This window comes from Candidatus Enterococcus courvalinii (genome assembly GCF_017315945.1).
Classification (GTDB): Bacteria; Bacillota; Bacilli; order Lactobacillales; family Enterococcaceae; genus Enterococcus_B; species Enterococcus_B courvalinii.
On record NZ_JAFLWI010000004.1, the window covers coordinates 39,007 to 57,647 of the forward strand.

Sequence of the window (18,641 nt, forward strand, 5' to 3'; positions counted from 1 at the left end):
TGCCAGCAATCAAATGCTTAGGATTCATTCCTTTATGTGTAAAGAAAGTTGTTCTGTTTTTTTATTTTCGGTAATCAATTTGAGAACTAAGAAGACAGCCAATAAGACGATGATTGCTCCGGAAATTGGCGTATAGCTAACACCGACTGTTTTAGTTACCTGACCTCCAATAAATGAACCGAGTGCAATTCCAATATTAAATGCAGAAATATTAAATGCTGAGGCCAAGGTAATATCTTTTGGTGTATAGTTTTCCGCCAGCTGGACGACATAAAACTGTAACCCGGGAACATTCATGAATGAGAACAGTCCCAAGACGAGAGTGGCGACTGTTGCTAATAATTTATTTCCGCTTAAAATCGCAAAAAATAGAAATAGAAGAGAAAGCACTAGCAAACCAAACATAATACCTAGAGCTTTCAAAGGTTGTTGATTAGAATAGTGTCCGCCAATTGTATTTCCAATGGCTACCATTAGCCCATAAATAACTAGTAAGATAACGACAGCATGGGCAGAGTAACCAATTTTATCTTGTAAAATGGGTGTTAAGTAAGTATAGGCAGCGAAAGTTCCGCCATAGCCGAGAGCGGTAACCAAAAAGGAACCAACTAAAAATTTATTTTTAAAAATTCGTAGAATACCTCTTAAATCTACCGAACCTGGGATGGGTAAACCACTTGGAATCAAGAATAAATTGGTGAGTAACCCGATAGCTCCAACAACTGCAATAAAAATGAATGTCATGTGCCAACTCGTCTGTTGACCAATAAATGTACCTAATGGAACGCCTGTCACAGTAGCAACGGTTAATCCAGTAAACATGATAGCAATTGCGCTGGCACGCTTATGTGGTGCAACAACATCTGCTGCAATGACACTTGAAACTGACATAAAGATACCATGGGCTAAGGCAGAAATAACACGACCAATTAGTAACATGGTAAAACTTGCAGCAAACGCAGCAAAGAGATTTCCAATAATGAATAAAGACATAATCATCATCATTAAAAATTTTCGATTCCATTTTCCAGTTAAAATAGTTAAGAATGGTGCACCAACAGTAACGCCAATTGCGTAAAGGGAAACTGTCAGTCCTGCTTGTGCCAAACTAACGTGAAAGCTCTCAACAATTAAAGGCATGAGACCGACACTGATAAATTCAGTTGAACCAATTGCAAAGGCATTGATAACTAATGCCATCAATGTAAGTGTGGGTGAGATTTTATTTTTCATTTTTTCCTCCTAAAAGTTTGTGACCTGACGAATAGAAAATATAGACCTTATTTATGAAAGTAGAAAGTACCTACTTTTTAGTGCAATAGGCACTTTTTGGTAACATTTGCGTAAGTACGCGAAAAAAATCACTTCATTGCGCCATTAGAAAATTTTCATTTTTCATTTAAGACACTGATTGCCAATTTATAATCCTTGCAAAAAGTTTTTTGCTTTGAAAAGTGGTTAGAAGGTGCTAGTATTTGGACGTATCTTTTTTGGAGGAGAGTAAGACAATGGAAAAAATTTATCATATTGGTGTCGAAGCAACTTTGGAAGTGATTGGTGGAAAATGGAAACCAATTATTCTTTGCCATTTAGGAAATGGAGCCATTCGAACAGGTGAACTCCGGCGGAAAATCCCAACGATTACCCAAAAAATGTTGACACAACAACTGCGTGAGTTAGAGCAAGACTGTATCGTTCATCGAAAAATCTATAATCAAGTGCCTCCTAAAGTAGAATATTCATTAACAGAAGAAGGAAAATCATTACGGGAGATTTTGGTTGCGATGTCTGTTTGGGGTGAAGAGCGAATTGAGAAACAGCAAGAAGAAGGTAAATCAGTTACTCTTTTACATACGCACGGGGGTTATTTGAATTATTAAGAAAAAGGTTGTGGCTCCAAGCGTTTAGCTCCGAAAAAATAAAGAACAACTGACGAAAACAGCCTTTCATATTTTTGGACAGTTGAGAGTTATTGCGAGGAGTTGCTTGGTGAACACCGTAGAAAAGGTTGTAGCGCAAAACGTTCAGCTCCGAACAGATAGCGAGCAGTCACTCAAAACAGTACCTCATGTTTTGAAGTGGATGAAAGCTATGTGGAGGAGTTGTTTTGGGAACACCGAGGAAAAAGTTGTGAAAGAAGTGCCCAGTTCCAATAAATAAGAATAAATTTCCAGAAATTGTTCCTCAAATTTTTTTGAAATTTAGACTTATTTTGAAGAAGCTATTCCTTGCATAAAAAAAGGTTGGAACCATTGGTTCCAACCTTTTTATTATCGGAATGATTAGCCATCTTGGCGTGTTGCCGCAATATCAATTTCTCTGATATTCACTTCTTGTGGCATATCATAAATAAATTTAACTACTTCTGCGACATGGACAGGGTCAAGGGTAATTCCGCCCATTGTTTCTTTCCATGCTTGATAATCTGACAAAGCACTAGTATCTGTAACATGAGTTAATAACTCTGTTTCAGCAGCGCCAGGAGCGACCAAACTTACACGAACATTATCTTTTGAAACTTCTTCGCGAATCGTTTCGCTTAAGCCATGGACACCAAATTTTGAGGCAACATAAGCGGCATGATTTGTAAAAGTTTTACGTCCAGCTAATGAAGACATATTGATGATCGTACCGTGTTTTCTTTCAACCATATCTGCTAATACAGCTTGCATACCATTTAACACACCTAAAACATTTGTGTCCATCATCGTTTTCCATTCCAATGGAGACTGTGATTGAACATTTCCTAATAACATCACACCAGCGTTATTTACTAATAAATCAGTCTTTCCAAATTTTTCTTCTGCTACGGCAATACTGGCTTTAAAAGCTTGCTCATCGGTCACATCGACAGAGTCGACAAGGACTTGATCAAAATCAAGCGGTAAAGCATAAATTTTTTCTGTACGGCGACCTAATAATAACATGGGATAGTTTTCTTTATTAAATAATTTAGCGATTTCTGCTCCAAAGCCTGAGCTTGCTCCAGTAATCACGATTAAGGGTTATTCATTTCATTTCCTACTTTCTTCTGTTAAGATAAACGTAGTATACAACTTGGAGTTAGCTCCAAGTCAAGGAGGAAAAATGAAAACTTATACAATTGGCGAAATTGCTGAAAAATATCAATTATCAACAGATACCTTACGCTATTATGATAAAGAAGGTTTGTTACCATTCGTGAAGAAAAATTCCGCGGGGCGACGTGTATTTACCGAAGATGATTTAGGCTACTTGAATGTCATTGAGTGTTTAAAAAAATCAGCTATTTCAGTAAAAGATATCGCAACATTCATGGAGTGGTGCATGCAAGGGGATGGAACACTGCCTGATCGTTACGCTTTTATCGTGGAGCAAGAAACGATTTTAGAAGCAAAAATCCAAGTATTAGAAGCTAATTTGGCTTTTTTACGTTGGAAGAAATGGTATTATCAAAAAGCAAATGAAGTTGGAACAGAAACAATTTTTTTTGAACCAGGAACAAGACAAGTCAGCGAAAAATGGCATCAAGAATATGAAAATCAATTATCAAAGATTGTCTACTAAATAAACTTAGTGATAAAAAGAAAGCAGGTTTGACAGATGAACAGTATGGAAAAAGTAAATAAATTTCGTGATGATCGGAATTGGCGACAATTTCATAACGAAAAAGATTTAGCAATTTCGATTTCTTTGGAAGCTTCAGAACTACTAGAGCTTTTCCAATGGAAACAACCTGAGGAAGTCACAGCAAATCAAGTGGAACGAATCAAGGAAGAACTAGCAGATGTCTTAATCTATTCGTACATGTTAGCAGACAATCTCAATTTTGATTTGGATGAGATCATCGAAGAAAAGTTAATCAAAAATAATATCAAATACCCTGTCGAAAAGAGTGTAGGCAAGCGCGAAAAATACACGGAACTATAAAGAGAATGGATAGTAATCTATGATTGAATGATAGACAGAAGTAGGTATATCCATTAAAATGAAGAAAATATGGTGTGGGAAGAGGAGGTCGTAAAATGGCGACTGACAAAAACACGAATAAAGAGAAAAAAGGCAACCGAGTGAGACGATGGTTGATGAATTTGCTTTTGTTGTTGCTCTTGCTAGTAGGAATTGCTCTGATTTTTAATGAACAAATCAAAGATTTTTTTGTTAAGAATACTGGTGATCAATACGCGATAGCCAATGTAACGAAAGAAGATTTACAAAAAAATAATGACCGAGAAACAACGTTTGATTTTGATGCAGTTGAACCAATGAGTTCTGAACGGGTGATTCGAGCAGAGGCCAGTTCAGAAAGTAAGGACTTGCCAGTGATAGCTAGTGTGGCAGTTCCATCTGTGTCGATTAACTTGCCGATTTTTAAGGGCCTCTCAAACACAGCGTTATTGTACGGTGCAGGAACTTTATCACCTGATCAACAAATGGGAAAAGGAAATTATGCGTTGGCTAGTCATCGCTCCACCAATCCAGAGCTATTGTTCACTCCTTTAGAAAACCTTTCAATGGGGGCAACGATTTATTTGACTGATTTAGAAAATGTGTACACGTATAAAGCTTTTTTCAAAGAAAAAGTGGCACCAACAGAAACCGAGCTATTAGATGTAGTAGATGGCAAAGAAATTGTGACCTTGATTACTTGTGGAGATAACAATGCAGTAACTCGTTTGGTTGTACAAGGAGCATTGGAAAAAGTAACGCCAATGAAAGATGCAACAGATGAAATGAAACAAGCCTTTCATTTAGAAACAAAAACTTTTTAATGCAAAAACTAGTAAAAGTGTGAGAGTTGGGGGAGAATAGAAAAGTTTAAAAACTGAGAGCGCAGGTTCTCAGTTTTTTTGTTTTAACCGTTGTCAACGGCTAACAATAGAAGAAAGTCAAAATAAAAAAACTTGGAAGGGGTTGCAAAGAGAAAAAGAAAGTGTTATCATAAGTTCAGTTAAGAAATGGATTGTTACTGCTCGGCAGGCAAAACCAGAATTCAGCTGTGGATTGACAGGCGAATTCTAGGTTTTTTTTATTTTTTGGAAAGGAGAAGACGAGATGATTATTGAAAAAGTGCTGAATAATAATGTCGTCATTTCGAAAAATGAATTAGGTGAGGAAATTGTCTACATGGGCAAAGGATTGGCATTTCAAAAGAGGCCTGGCGATTCGATTTCACCTGAAGCAATCCAAAAAGAGTTTGTACTCAAAGATTCTTTTTCGAGAAGCCAATTTCAACAGCTAATGGCTGACATTCCTTCTGAAGAAGTCGAATTAGTCAAGCAAATTGTTGACTTAGCAGAGGAAAAATTGGCTGTGAACTTTTCACCGAATATTTATTTAACACTAACGGACCATGTTCATTACGCGATTGGGCGAGCAAAAGAAAAAATCCAATTACCAAATCCGTTATTATTTGAAACAAAAAAGTTTTATCCTAAAGAGTATCAGGTTGCTAAAGAAGCCTTGCATTTTCTTGAAGAAAAAACTGGCATTGAATTTCCTGAAGATGAAGCGGGATTTATCGCTTTTCATTTTGTGAATAGCCAGCAAGGAAATGGTGATATGCAAGTGACGATGACTGCAACAACCATGGTACGTGATATCTTAAGTATCATTAGTAAATTTTTTGGTGTCGTTTTTGATGAAGAATCATTGAATTATCAGCGAATCATCACACATCTGCAATTTTTTGCACAACGTTATCTAAAAGGTGAAAATTCTGACGAAAAAGATGAGTTTCTTTACGCATTAGTTCAGGGAAAATATCCACAAGCTTTTCGTTGTGTGCAACGAATCAATGATTACTTGGTTCATACGCAACAACAAGAAATGGAAGTTGCAGAGCAAATCTATTTGACGATTCATATTCAACGTGTAGTGAATGAAAAACAGATCCAATCATAAGGATTGTTACTGTCAGGCAGGCAAAACCTAGATTGAAAATATGGACACGAGTAAGCAATTCGTGGCCGTTTTTTCAATCTAGGTTTTTTATTTTATCAAAATTTAGTAGAAAGAAGGAAGAAGAGATGGATAACAAAGCAGTTGGTAAACGTGTATGGGAAGCAGTCGGGGGACAAAAAAATGTCAATAGTCTAGTCCATTGTGCAACACGATTACGTTTTAAATTGAAAGATGAGTCGATTGCAGAAACAGAAAAATTAAAGAATGATCCGGATGTAATCCAAGTTGTCCAAAGTGGTGGTCAGTACCAAGTGGTGATTGGCAGCAATGTGGCTGATGTCTATCAAGCAATTGTGGATGAAGAAGGTTTGGCGGATCAGTCAGCAGAAGAAGAGAAATCAGGGAATGTTTTAAGTAAGTTTATTGATATTATTTCAAGTATTTTTACACCGTTTTTGGGTGCGATGGCAGCAGCCGGAGTTTTAAAAGGATTTCTATCTTTGGCAACTGTTCTTGGCTGGCTAGCTGCAGATAGCGGAGCTTATCAGATTTTATTTGCAGCGGCGGATGGGGTTTTCACGTTTTTACCAGTAATGTTGGCTTTCACAGCGGCTAAAAAATTCAAAACAAATCAATTTTTAGCAGTAGCCATTGCGATGGCATTGGTTTATCCAGCAATCACGGCGGCAGCTGGTGCAGGAACAGCATTAGATTTCTTTGGAATTTCGGTTATTTTATCACCATCTGGTTATACCTCTTCTGTTATCCCAATTATCTTGGCTGTTTGGGTGCAAAGTAAATTTGAACCACTTGTGAAAAAAATCATTCCACAATTTTTACAAATGATTTTAGTTCCTTTGATTATTTTGGTAGTAATGGTTCCTTTGACTTTCTTAGCTTTAGGGCCAATTGGAACCGTTGCTGGGAATGCACTGGGTAGTCTATTCAACTCGATTTATGGTTTTAGTCCAATTGTTGCTGGTTTGATCATGGGAAGTTTTTGGCAAGTCTTTGTTATGTTTGGGATGCATTGGGGATTTGTACCAATCATGTTCTTGAATATTGATCAATTTGGTTATGATATTTTGATGCCGATGTTATTACCAGCTGTTTTAGCACAAGGTGGTGCAGCATTAGCTGTTGCGGTTCGTTCAAAAGATAGTAAATTACGTTCGTTAGGTATTTCATCAACAATTACTGCGTTATTTGGGATTACAGAACCCACTGTATATGGTGTAACATTACCATTGAAAAAACCATTTATCGTAGCTTGTGTCTCTGGTGGTATCGGTGGTGCATTAATCGGTTTCGCAGGTGTAAAATCATTTGCTAGTGGATTAGTCAGCTTGCTAACGATTCCATCATTCATTAGTACAGTTGATGGTGTGGAGTCCAATGTAACGATGGCGATCATTGCGACAGGAATTTCGTTCATTCTTGCGTTTGTAGGAACTTTATTGGTTGGATTTGAAGATCCTGCAGAAGAAACAAAGAAGACGGAGGCTACAGCAGGAGAAGCACTTTCTTCTGGTCGTCATAATCTAAAGAGTCCATTGACAGGAAAAGTGTTACCATTAAGTGAGGTAGCCGATCAGGTCTTTTCATCCGGTGCGATGGGAAAAGGAATCGCGATTGAACCAGAAAAAGGAGAACTTCTTGCACCAGCAGATGGTGAAATCACTACGATTTTTCCAACTGGTCATGCGGTTGGCTTGACAACGACTGATGGAATTGAAATCTTGATGCACATTGGAATGGATACGGTGGAATTAAATGGTGCTGGTTTTGAAACGTTTGTGAAGCAAGGGGACCAAGTGAAAGCAGGAGACCTATTAGTGAAATTTGATATTGACGCGATTCGTGCTGCGGGCTACAGTATCGTAACACCAATTGTGATTACGAATACCGATCAATTTACTGATGTTTTGGAACTAGATCAAGAAGAAATTATTTCGACTGAGGATTTTTTAGCAATTGTAAAATAAAGATATTAGGGGGATACAAATGATGACAACACGTTTTACAAAAGAATTTTTATGGGGCGGCGCAACAGCTGCGAATCAATTAGAAGGTGCATTTGATCGTGATGGTAAAGGCTTATCCGTTGCTGATGCAATGCCGGGTGGAAAGCAAAGATTTGCGATTATTGGTAGTGAAGACTTTGATTGGACGATTGATGAAGAAAAATATATTTACCCAAATCATCGAGGAATCGAACATTACGATCGCTTTAAAGAAGATATTGCTTTATTTGCAGAAATGAACTTCAAATGTTATCGCTTCTCAATTGCTTGGTCACGCATTTTCCCTCAAGGAGACGAGTTGACGCCAAATGAAGCCGGGTTACGTTTTTATGATCAGTTGATTGATGAATGTTTGAAGTATGGTATTGAGCCTGTAATCACGATTTCTCATTATGAAATGCCGTTGAACTTAGCCAAAAAATATGGTGGTTGGAAAAATCGCGAACTGATTACTTTTTACGAACGCTTTGCAGAAACAGTCTTGACTCGTTACCACGAAAAAGTAAAATACTGGATGACGTTCAATGAAATCAATTCAGCTTTTCACTTTCCTGCTTTAAGTCAAGGTCTTGTTAAAAGTAATGGGGCAGCAGATTATCAAAATATTTTCCAAGCGTGGCACAATCAATTTGTTGCTAGCAGTAAAGCAGTTAAGCTTGCGCATGAATTACGTTCAGACATTGAAGTTGGGTGTATGATTATTTATGCTACCACTTATAGTATTGACTCGAACCCAGTGAATCAGGTGGCAACAATGGTCCAAAATCAAGAATTTAATTTCTTTTGTACGGATGTGCAAGTTCGCGGGGAATATCCAGCGTATACTTCTCGAACTTATGCAAAATATGGCGTTGATGCTAGTCTTTTAGAGCAAGCAGCGGAGGACTTTGAGTTGCTGAAACAATATCCTGTCGACTATATTGGCTTTAGCTATTACATGTCTAGTGCAGTGGATGAAGTTAGTCCAGAAGCAGACACATCAATTGGTAATTTATTAGGTGGAGTCAAAAATCCATTCTTGGAAGCAAGTGAGTGGGGATGGCAAATTGATCCGGACGGTCTTCGAATTGCATTGAACGAATTATATAATCGTTATGAAAAGCCATTGTTTATTGTAGAAAATGGCTTAGGTGCAATTGATGAAGTCAATCCAGATGGAACGATTGATGATGACTATCGCATTGATTATTTGCGTCGACATATTGATGCAATGGCGGACGCGGTGGCAGATGGTGTTGATTTGATGGGCTATACACCGTGGGGCTGTATTGATTTGGTGAGTGCTTCTACTGGTGAAATGAGCAAGCGTTATGGATTTATCTACGTCGATCTGGATGATAATGGTGTGGGTACGTTGAACCGTTCAAAGAAAAAATCATTTGATTGGTATAAGGATGTTATTAAGACGAATGGTGAAAGGGTATAAAGTTGTGAAAAGGTTGTGGCGCCAAGCGGTCAGCTTCGAAAAAATAAAGAGCAACTGGTAAAAATAGCTTTTCATATTTTTGAACAGTTGGGAGTTATTGAGAGAAGCTGCTTGGTGAACACCGTGGATAAGGTTGTGGCGCCAAGCGGTCAGCTCCAATAAATAAGAATAAATTACCGAAAATTGTTCCGTAAATTTTTGAGAAATTCAGGCTCATCTTGAAGGAGTTACTTGGAGCACCGCGAATAGATGCTCCAACATAAATACTCAACTCCAATTGACAAAACTTTTTCCAAAATGATTCAAAAAGAAAAACAGAATCACTGCTGTTTATACAATAAAGAAGTCTGGGAAATCTACTAGATCCCAGACTTTTATGTTCTTCTTTTTGTATTTTATTTTTTATATGCTATTCTTTTACTAAGAGTAAAATAAAGGGTGAAACTATGAAGAGAACGCGGGTATTATACTTAGAAGTTGCAGACAAAATCAAAGCAGATATTTTCTCTGGAAGGTATCCTGTAGGCTCCATGTTACCGACAGAAAATGAATTGGAAGAAATGTTTCAAGTAAGTAAAATCACTGTTCGCAAGGCGATCGAATTGCTAGCTTCTGATGAATATGTGGAAAAGAAAAGTGGACGTGGTACAACAGTTTTAAGTAATCGTCCCTATAATCGTTTATCGAAAGCAGCAAGTTTTACGCAAATCTTAGAAGACTCACAACATGAGGTACGCAAAGAAACATTAGAGCTTACTTCAATTGATTTAGCTGAGAAAGATCCGCTATTTTCTTCTTTTGGAAATCACGCAGTACGATTCAAACGATTGTATTACCTCAATGAAAAACCATATATTTATTTTGTACATTATTTGCCCAAAGCAGTTACCGAGCTAGATGAAAAAATGTTCCATCAAGAATCTTTGTATCGTTTGTTAACTCAAAAAGGTTATGCAATTGATCGATTTTCAGATGATTTTTCTGCGGTATTTTTAAGTGAAGAAGAACAAGAAATCTTGAAAACAAATGAACCGCTAGGAATGAAACGAATCAGACGTTCATTGACAGAAGATGGTCAGCTAGTGGAGTATTCAGAAGCTATTTATCACACGGCCTTGCATCCTTACCATATCGACTACGAAACGTAATTGTGCTGAAGCAAAAAGTAAGGAATGTAACCCAAAAAGAAAAAGTGGAACGTCAATCGTTTCACTTTTTCTTTTTTTGAATTCTAAAAAGCGTTTACATTGCGAAAGAGATGTGTTATTCTCTTTGTGTAAACATTATAATGTTATAACAACAAAAAGTAACTAGAGGGGGAGCAACATGGATAAATTTGTAGGCATCATTGAGCAAAAGATTATGCCAGTAGCCAATCGAATTGGAACACAACGACACATGACTGCAATCAGAAAGGGAATCATCGCAACAATGCCATTAACGATTGTTGGTTCATTTTTCACTATTTTGTTAAATATTCCAATCGAATCAGTTGCTGCAGTGATCGAACCATACCGAGAAATTTTAGATATTCCATTTCGTTATACTGTAGGGATCTTAGCATTATATGCGACTTTTGGGATTGCTTCATCATTAGCAAAAAGCTACAAAGTCGATTCATTAACAGCCGGAATTTTAGCACTAATGTCATTTTTGATTGTTGCAGCACCACCAACACGTGTGTTTGAAGATGTGGATAACGTGATTGGTGCAGGACGTTATATCAATATTGCTAATTTAGGTTCAGGTTCATTATTTGGTGCAATCGTAACTGCCATTATTTCTGTAGAAATTTATCGTTTCTTTATTGAAAAGAAAATTACCATCAAAATGCCAGATGGTGTGCCACCTGAAGTAACCAATTCATTTGTCGCTTTGATCCCAGGTGCGGTGATCTTGATTTTCTTCTGGGTCATTCGTCATATGTTAGGGTTTGATTTGAATGGGTTCTTAAGTCAAATTTTGATGCCTTTAAAAGGGATTCTAGCTGGTAATAGCTTGTTTGGTGGTTTACTAACTGTTTTCTTAATCTGTTTCTTCTGGGTGTTAGGGATTCATGGTCCAGCAATCATGGGACCAGTTATTCGTCCATTTTGGGATATTTCAATTGCTGAAAACATTGATGCATTCAATGCTGGAGCAAGTGCGCAAAACATGCCAAATATTTTCACAGAACAATTTTTACAATGGTTCATTTGGATTGGTGGCGCTGGAACAACCCTTGCTTTAGTCGTGTTGTTCATGTTCTCAAAATCAAAATATTTGAAGAGTTTAGGACGATTATCGATTCTTCCAGGGTTATTTAACATCAATGAACCAGTGATTTTCGGTGCGCCAATCGTGATGAATCCTGTTTTAGGTATCCCATTTATCGTAGCACCATTGATCACAACGACTTTATCTTATGTCTTAACAATCAGTGGAGTTGTTCCAATGATGGTTGCACGCTTACCATTTGCGATGCCTGCCCCAATTGCTGCTTGGATGAGTACGAATTGGAGCGTAGCCGCAGGGATCTTAGTAGTAGTGAACTTCTTCATTACGTTAGGAATCTACTATCCATTCTTTAAAGTATTTGAAAAACAACAGCTAGCAAGAGAAGCTGAAGAACATGCACAAGAACAAGCAACACAAGAAGTATTGAATACTGGAATCACGCAAGAACAATAAACAACGAAGGGCGGGATGCAGTCCTGCCCTTTATTCAATTGAATTAGAAAAAGTGAACGGTGGTGAAAAAATGGAACTGATCGTTGGCATAGTTGTGTTGATTGTCGCACATACTTATTTGGAAAAAAAAGGATTACCTCAAAAAATGGAACAGATGAAACTACGTTATTTTCTAGTTATTGCAATCATTGGTATTTCAGCTGTGATTATTTTGAGTGGGCTTTTTGCTGGTCTACATCAACTTGTGGGAATTGTGACCATTCTTTTTGCCACAAGTATTGCTTATAAGTACAGAAAAAAATTTGAAAAAATGGAACGAGGAGAAGAAGTATGAAGAGAGTTTTAGGTATTTCAGTTTATCCAGATCACAGTGACAGTGAAACAGATCGTGCTTATATTGAACTGGCACATCGCTATGGTTTCCGTCGAATTTTTATGAGTATGTTAGAAATCAATGAAGAAAGTGAAGTTGTCAAAGAAAAATTCAAAAATTTGATTTTTTTCGCCAAATCACTTGGTTATGAAACGATTTTAGATGTTGCACCAACGATTTTTGAACAGCTTGGCATTTCTTATGATGATTTGAGCTTCTTCCACGAATTAGGTGCGGACGGCATTCGTTTAGATCTAGGCTTTGATGGAAATAAGGAAGCAATGCTAACGTATAATCCTTATGAGTTAGCAATCGAATTAAATATGAGTAATGATGTTGCTTACTTAGATAACATTTTGACTTATCAAGCAAATACACCATTCTTATATGGTTGTCATAATTTTTATCCTCAGGAAGGTACGGCTTTACCTTTTGAATTTTTTGAAAAATGTAGCCAACGTTTTAAACGTCAAGGCATTCGCACAGCGGCATTCATTACTTCGCAAGTTGGAGAAATTGGTCCTTGGGATATCAACGATGGGTTACCAACATTAGAAATGCATCGTCATTTGCCTGTTGACGTTGCTGCAAAACATTTATTTGCGACAGATTTGATTGATGACGTTATTATCGGAAATGCGTATGCTTCAGAAGAAGAGCTGCAAGCTTTAGGCAAGATTGATCGTTATCAAAGTGTTTTTGCGATTGAATTCGTATCAGAAGTAAACGAAGTAGAACGTCAAATCGTATTGAATGAACAGCATGTTCGCCGTGGAGATATTACGAATCAGGTGATTCGTTCCACTGAAGTACGAAAAAAATATAAAAATGAAAGCAACCCTGTTCATGATGCAAGTTTTGAATTCCAAGTGGGCGACGTTGTGATTGGTAATGATCAATTTGGCAAATACAAAAATGAGTTACAAGTTGTTTTAGAGCCTCATAGTGATCCAAGAAAAAATAAAGTAGGGACAATTCGTGAAGAAGAGCTTATTTTATTGCCATTTATCCATCCTTGGTCAAAATTTAAATTTATTGAAAAGTAGGGTGTCGCCATGTTTGATTTAGTAATAAAAAATGCAAAAGAACTTAAAGGTCCTTCCTTTGAAATTGGTATCGCAAATGGAAAAATCAGTCAAATTGCGTCCAAAATTATAGGAGAAACGAAAGAAACATTGACCTTAGCCTCACAGCAGTATTTATCTGCTGGTTGGATTGATGATCATGTACATTGCTTTGAAGAAATGACGCTTTATTATGACTACCCAGATAAAATCGGTGTTGAAAAAGGTGTGACGACTGTTATTGACGCCGGAACAACTGGTGCAGAAAATATTGAAACATTTTACAGTTATGCTAAGCAAGCAAAAACGAATGTCTATGCGCTGTTGAACATTTCTAAATGGGGGATTGTCACACAAGACGAACTAGCTGACTTAAGTAAAGTGCAAGAAGCATTAGTGAAGCAAAAAATTAATGAACTTCCTGAATTTATTGTTGGAATCAAGGCACGAATGAGCAAAACGGTGGTAGGAAAAAATGGTATCACCCCATTAGATTTAGCCAAAAAAATCCAAAATGAAAATCAACATTTGCCTTTAATGGTTCATATTGGTTCAGCACCACCAGAATTAGCTGATGTTTTAACTAGAATGGAAAAAGGGGATGTCTTGACCCACTGTTTCAATGGAAAAAGTAATGGTATCCTTGATTCAGAATCAAATGATATCAAAGAAATTGCCAAAGAAGCATTTGCGAAAGGAATCATTTTTGATATTGGTCATGGGACAGATAGCTTTAATTTTCATGTGGCAGAAGTCGCGCAACAGGCAAACATCAAAGCGTCATCAATTAGTACGGATATTTATATTCGTAATCGTGAAAATGGACCAGTTTATGATTTAGCAACTACAATGGAAAAGTTACATGTCATTGGCTATTCTTGGGAAGAAATCATTGAAAAAGTAACAAAGGCACCTGCGGAAAACTTTCACTTAGCAAATAAAGGACAGTTAAAAGAACAGTTTGATGCAGATCTAACGATTTTTGAATTTCTAGAAGAACCAAAAGTGTTAACAGATTCCAATGGTTTTACTCGAACGACGAATAGTCAAATCAAACCAGTCAAAACCATTATTGGAGGGGAAATTTATGACTGTCAGTTATGAAAAATTCCACTTAAAAGAAGTCATCAATGCTTCCGGCAAGATGACTATTCTAGGTGTATCAAAGGTTTCGGAAAAAGTGATGGAAGCGCAACGTTTTGGCGGTGAACACTTTTTTGAAATGAGTGAATTGGTAAAAGAAACAGGGAGCTACTTGGCTGGACTACTGCAAGTCGAAGATACTCAAATCGTTTCGAGTGCTTCAGCTGGGATCGCACAATCAGTTGCTGGCATTATTGGGCAAGGAAGTGCCTATCACGTGTACCATCCATATACTAAAAAAATTACCAAGCGAGAAATCATTTTACCCAAGGGACATAATGTTGATTACGGTACTCCTGTTGAAGTAATGATTGAGCAAGGTGGTGGACAAGTTATCGAGGCAGGCTATGCTAACATGTGTACACCTGATCATCTTGAAATGATGATTACTGAAGAAACGGCAGCCATTTTATATATCAAAAGCCATCATACTGTTCAAAAAAGTATGCTGAGCGTGCAAGAAGCTGTGGCGGTGGCACATCGACATAATCTTCCTTTAATTGTCGATGCAGCAGCAGAAGAAGATTTGTTTACTTATAGTCAACTAGGTGCCGATTTAGTGATTTATTCCGGTGCGAAAGCAATTGAAGGGCCTAGTGCTGGCTTAGTGATTGGTAAGAAAACGTATGTGGAATGGGTTCGTTTACAAAGTAAAGGAATCGGACGTGCGATGAAAATCGGTAAAGATAACTTACTAGGCTTCACCCAAGCAGTTGAGGACTATTTACTTGTAGGAAGTGAAACAGGAGCATCAATGAAAGAAAGGTTAGTTCCTTTTGTTGATGCGATAAACCAATTGCCAAACATTGAAGCGAAAATTGTACAGGATGGCGCTGGTCGAGATATTTATCGGGCAAGCATCAAAGTTTCAGGTGAAAAGTCAGCTAAAGAAGTGATTACTGAATTGAAGGAAAAGGATCCTGCCATCTATACTCGGGAATATCAGGCAAACAATGGTGTGATCGAATTTGATATTCGTTCAGTAACTGAAGCTGAAATGCTAAAAATCGTTACACGATTAACGGAAATTTTAAACTAAAACCAATTGATGAGGAGAATGAAAATGTCACTTAGTCCAAATTATTTAGCCGATCGAATTTGTTTAAACGTTTTAGCAAACTCTGTCGAAAATGCAAAAGCATGTTATGAAGCTGCCGAGGGTCATATTGTTTTAGGCGTTCTTTCAAAAAACTATGAAACAGATGAAGCAGCCATTGCTGACATGAAGAAATACCAAGAAGCAACAAAGAATGCTTTATCCGTTGGCTTAGGTGCGGGTGATCCCAATCAAAGTCAAATGGTTTCAAGATTATCAGCTGTTTTGCAACCACAACATGTGAACCAAGTATTTACGGGGGTAGGTGCTTCACGAGCATTATTACAACAAGAAGAAACCGTTGTAAATGGTCTTGTGTCACCGACTGGAAAAGTGGGCTATGTCAATATCGCGACTGGGCCATTAAGCTCACAAGCACCTGCAGCTGAAGTACCAATTGAAACAGCTATTCAGTTGTTAAAAGATATGGGTGGAACATCCATTAAATATTTCCCTATGAAGGGGCTTGCGCACAAAGAAGAATATCAAGCAGTTGCAAAAGCTTGTTGAAGTACCAATTGAAACAGCTATTCAGTTGTTAAAAGATATGGGTGGAACATCCATTAAATATTTCCCTATGAAGGGGCTTGCGCACAAAGAAGAATATCAAGCAGTTGCAAAAGCTTGTGCAAAATTCGATTTTGCGTTGGAGCCAACAGGTGGTATTGATTTAACGAATTTCGAAGAGATCGTGCAGATTGCCGTTGATGCTGGCGTGAAAAAAATTATTCCCCATGTTTATAGCTCAATTATTGATTCAGAAACAGGCGATACAAAAGTCAAAGATGTTGAAACGTTATTGGAAATGATGGAGAAGCTGGTGAAGTAAAGTGAAAAAAATGAAGATTGGTGCATATGGTGAAGTGATGTTACGCTTGACGCCTCCAGAACATTTGCAATTAGAACAAACACATACGTTGCGAATGGCATATACGGGAACAGGTGTGAATCTGGTTGGAAATTTAGCACATTTTGAAATGGAAAGCTATTTGTTGACGGCTTTACCTGACAATCGTTTAGGAAAAGCTGCGTTAGCTAATTTAAAAAGTTTAGGCATTCAAACAGAATATATCATTCAACAACATCAACACATCGGTACGTACTTTGCAGAGATGGGATTCGGGGCAAGACCAACCGAAGTTACTTACCAAAACCGGAAAAGTAGTTCGTTTAGTTTGTCTTCAATCGAAACTTATGATGTGAAGCGATTCATTGAACAAGTGGATATGGTTCATATCTGCGGAATTAGTTTGAGTTTGACTGAGATTACAGCGCAAACGGCGATTACGTTGGCAAAAGAAGCACATATAGCAGGGAAAATCGTTTGTTTTGATTTCAATTTTCGTCCAAGTTTAAATCAAGAACTAGGGAAAAAAGAACAAATGAAACAGCGTTACGAAGAAATATTACCTTATTGTACGATTGTTTTTGGTTCGACCCGAGATTTGGTTGAGTTGATGCAATGGAAATCGGAAGTCTCCGTTACAGAAAATGAAACAGCTTTTATCCAATCATTTTTAGCACATTATGATATTACATGGTTCGCTGGGACAAAACGTCAAGTGTTTGATCATGAAAAATTTTTGAGTGGCTATTTGATGACGCCAACAGACGCATTCGAATTACCTAAGCAACGATTGGAAGTTTTAGATCGAATTGGTGCTGGCGATGCGTATGCTGCGGGAATTATACTTGGTTTTGCTGAAGGCTGGTCCTTGGAAGAAACTGTGGCATTTGCCATTGCTAATGCACGACTTGCGCACGCAATCCAAGGGGATGTGCCACTAACAACGCGAAAACAAGTCAAGCAATTACTGGAACATCCAGAAGCAGATTTGATTCGTTAAGAAAAAGGTTGTGGCGCCAAGCAATCAGCTCCGAAAAAATAAAGACCAACTGACAAAAATAGCCTTTCATATTTTGTGACAATTGTGAATTATTACGAGGAGTTGTTTTGTGAACACCGAGAAAAAGGTTGGGAAAGAAGTGCTCAACTTCAACAAATAAGAATAAATTTTCAGAAATTGTTCCTCAAATTTTTGTGAAATTTAGGCTTATTCAAAAACAGGAGCTGCGACAATCCTTTTGTCACAGCCCCTGTTTTGCTATTTTTGATGCTAGTTTTTCTTTCAAGTGTTTGTATAAGAGAACTAATCTACTCTAGTCCATTCATCTAGACTTTTCCCGTTCTCATCCAGAATTTCCAGCCAACTGTTTGTCCCACCAAAGTAAAGAAACAAACTTACTTCATTGACACTTTTCAAAATAATATCAGCAGTTGTTTTATTACCAGAAATGTTTTCTTGATGATCGGCACGTAATTTGTCACCATACTTTGCAGCGTAACTCACCGAGCCATCTTTATTGAGAGGGGCTTCTGCCATCATGGTTGCTCCTTTTTTAACTAACATTTCATTTCGACTTTTCCAGTAAAGGGTAGCTTTACTCCCACGAAAATGAACGGTAAAAGGAATTTCACTGACTTCTTTTGTCCATCGATGACGTGCCTTGGCGGGTTTCTTTTTCTTTGTTTCTGCTGGCAAGAAGAAGTAACCAAGTGTTGTTAATAAATGTAAAAATTGTTCACGTGTTTCCTCGATCTTTGGTAAAACATTTGCAGGGATTTGTTTTGCAGTCTCCTTTGGTTTTGAAATGGGTAAGCGGTTTTCTTCTGCAAGTGCTAAAAAGGAATGGCTTAAATAATTTGCTTCCATTTCCCAAGGGAGCGTTACCAAAATGAGCGTATCAAATTCTTTAGGTGCAAAATCAATTCCAATACAATGGCGATTTTGGAAGTACAGTTTAAAAGAGTTGTCAGCAGGTGCCACTTTCTTACTTGAAATTGTTAAGGTCCCTTGTCCATCAGCTAACTCGATAATTGTTTGGTCTTTTTTGATTGTTCCAGTGAATGAAATCGTCATAATGTTCACCTTTCTCTCTTGTTTAGTTTGGGCAATAGCTA

General features: G+C 37.5%; 17 protein-coding genes and 2 pseudogenes. 16 read left to right on the top strand and 3 right to left on the bottom strand.

Going from position 1 to position 18,641, the window contains the following annotated elements; all coding sequences use genetic code 11:
* Positions 1-24: 24 nt before the first annotated feature.
* Positions 25-1,233 carry an MFS transporter gene (locus JZO71_RS03310; RefSeq protein ID WP_206898180.1) on the bottom strand — a complete coding sequence of 403 codons (1,209 nt, stop codon included), beginning with the start codon at positions 1,231-1,233 and terminating at the stop codon, positions 25-27.
* A 275-nt stretch (positions 1,234-1,508) separates the two neighbouring features.
* Between JZO71_RS03310 and JZO71_RS03315 the strand changes: the two genes are divergently transcribed.
* Positions 1,509-1,880: a winged helix-turn-helix transcriptional regulator gene (locus JZO71_RS03315; protein WP_206898181.1), complete on the top strand. Its 372-nt coding sequence runs from the start codon at positions 1,509-1,511 to the stop codon at positions 1,878-1,880.
* A 402-nt stretch (positions 1,881-2,282) separates the two neighbouring features.
* Here JZO71_RS03315 and JZO71_RS03320 read toward each other — a convergent pair whose 3' ends face one another.
* Complete coding sequence (locus JZO71_RS03320; protein ID WP_206898297.1) at positions 2,283-2,999, bottom strand: SDR family NAD(P)-dependent oxidoreductase; 717 nt, start codon at positions 2,997-2,999, stop codon at positions 2,283-2,285.
* Between the two features lie 88 nt (positions 3,000-3,087).
* On the opposite strand from JZO71_RS03320, the gene JZO71_RS03325 reads away from it, so the two are divergent.
* The 15 genes and pseudogenes from JZO71_RS03325 (at position 3,088) to JZO71_RS03395 (ending at position 17,526) form a co-directional block, all read left to right on the top strand.
* Entirely contained in the window at positions 3,088-3,546 is a 459-nt protein-coding gene (locus JZO71_RS03325; protein ID WP_206898182.1) for a MerR family transcriptional regulator, read from the top strand.
* A gap of 36 nt (positions 3,547-3,582) precedes the next feature.
* Positions 3,583-3,909 (top strand): nucleotide pyrophosphohydrolase, encoded by a 327-nt coding sequence (locus tag JZO71_RS03330; protein ID WP_206898183.1) that lies wholly within the window; start codon positions 3,583-3,585, stop codon positions 3,907-3,909.
* Between the two features lie 95 nt (positions 3,910-4,004).
* Positions 4,005-4,751 (top strand): class A sortase, encoded by a 747-nt coding sequence (locus tag JZO71_RS03335; protein WP_206898184.1) that lies wholly within the window; start codon positions 4,005-4,007, stop codon positions 4,749-4,751.
* A gap of 283 nt (positions 4,752-5,034) precedes the next feature.
* Complete coding sequence (gene licT / locus JZO71_RS03340) at positions 5,035-5,883, top strand: BglG family transcription antiterminator LicT (RefSeq protein ID WP_206898185.1); 849 nt, start codon at positions 5,035-5,037, stop codon at positions 5,881-5,883.
* Positions 5,884-6,008: 125 nt separating this feature from the next.
* Positions 6,009-7,868: a beta-glucoside-specific PTS transporter subunit IIABC gene (locus JZO71_RS03345; protein ID WP_206898186.1), complete on the top strand. Its 1,860-nt coding sequence runs from the start codon at positions 6,009-6,011 to the stop codon at positions 7,866-7,868.
* A gap of 22 nt (positions 7,869-7,890) precedes the next feature.
* Positions 7,891-9,333, top strand: a complete 1,443-nt coding sequence (locus tag JZO71_RS03350; protein WP_206898298.1) for a glycoside hydrolase family 1 protein — start codon at positions 7,891-7,893, stop codon at positions 9,331-9,333.
* A gap of 446 nt (positions 9,334-9,779) precedes the next feature.
* On the top strand, positions 9,780-10,481 hold the full coding sequence (locus JZO71_RS03355) for a GntR family transcriptional regulator (RefSeq protein ID WP_206898187.1): 702 nt from the start codon (positions 9,780-9,782) through the stop codon (positions 10,479-10,481).
* A 178-nt stretch (positions 10,482-10,659) separates the two neighbouring features.
* The gene (locus JZO71_RS03360; RefSeq protein ID WP_206898188.1) at positions 10,660-12,003 is read left to right on the top strand and encodes a PTS sugar transporter subunit IIC; all 1,344 of its coding nucleotides are present in this window, start codon (positions 10,660-10,662) and stop codon (positions 12,001-12,003) included.
* 70 nt (positions 12,004-12,073) lie between these two features.
* On the top strand, positions 12,074-12,337 hold the full coding sequence (locus JZO71_RS03365; protein ID WP_206898189.1) for a hypothetical protein: 264 nt from the start codon (positions 12,074-12,076) through the stop codon (positions 12,335-12,337).
* Positions 12,334-13,422 carry a DUF871 domain-containing protein gene (locus JZO71_RS03370; RefSeq protein WP_206898190.1) on the top strand — a complete coding sequence of 363 codons (1,089 nt, stop codon included), beginning with the start codon at positions 12,334-12,336 and terminating at the stop codon, positions 13,420-13,422. The genes JZO71_RS03365 and JZO71_RS03370 overlap by 4 nt, the downstream gene beginning before the upstream one ends.
* A gap of 9 nt (positions 13,423-13,431) precedes the next feature.
* The gene (locus JZO71_RS03375; protein ID WP_206898191.1) at positions 13,432-14,544 is read left to right on the top strand and encodes an amidohydrolase/deacetylase family metallohydrolase; all 1,113 of its coding nucleotides are present in this window, start codon (positions 13,432-13,434) and stop codon (positions 14,542-14,544) included.
* Positions 14,528-15,622, top strand: a complete 1,095-nt coding sequence (locus JZO71_RS03380; protein WP_206898192.1) for a DgaE family pyridoxal phosphate-dependent ammonia lyase — start codon at positions 14,528-14,530, stop codon at positions 15,620-15,622. Before JZO71_RS03375 ends, JZO71_RS03380 begins: the two co-directional genes overlap by 17 nt.
* A 24-nt stretch (positions 15,623-15,646) precedes the next feature.
* Positions 15,647-16,165 (top strand): annotated as a pseudogene (locus JZO71_RS12525) (KDGP aldolase); the annotation flags it as partial.
* A 22-nt stretch (positions 16,166-16,187) separates the two neighbouring features.
* A pseudogene (locus tag JZO71_RS12530) lies at positions 16,188-16,508 on the top strand (KDGP aldolase); the annotation flags it as partial.
* A gap of 10 nt (positions 16,509-16,518) precedes the next feature.
* Positions 16,519-17,526, top strand: a complete 1,008-nt coding sequence (locus JZO71_RS03395; RefSeq protein WP_206898299.1) for a sugar kinase — start codon at positions 16,519-16,521, stop codon at positions 17,524-17,526.
* Positions 17,527-17,829: 303 nt separating this feature from the next.
* On the opposite strand, the gene JZO71_RS03400 is transcribed toward JZO71_RS03395, so the two are convergent.
* Positions 17,830-18,600: a hypothetical protein gene (locus tag JZO71_RS03400; RefSeq protein ID WP_206898300.1), complete on the bottom strand. Its 771-nt coding sequence runs from the start codon at positions 18,598-18,600 to the stop codon at positions 17,830-17,832.
* Positions 18,601-18,641: the final 41 nt, after the last annotated feature.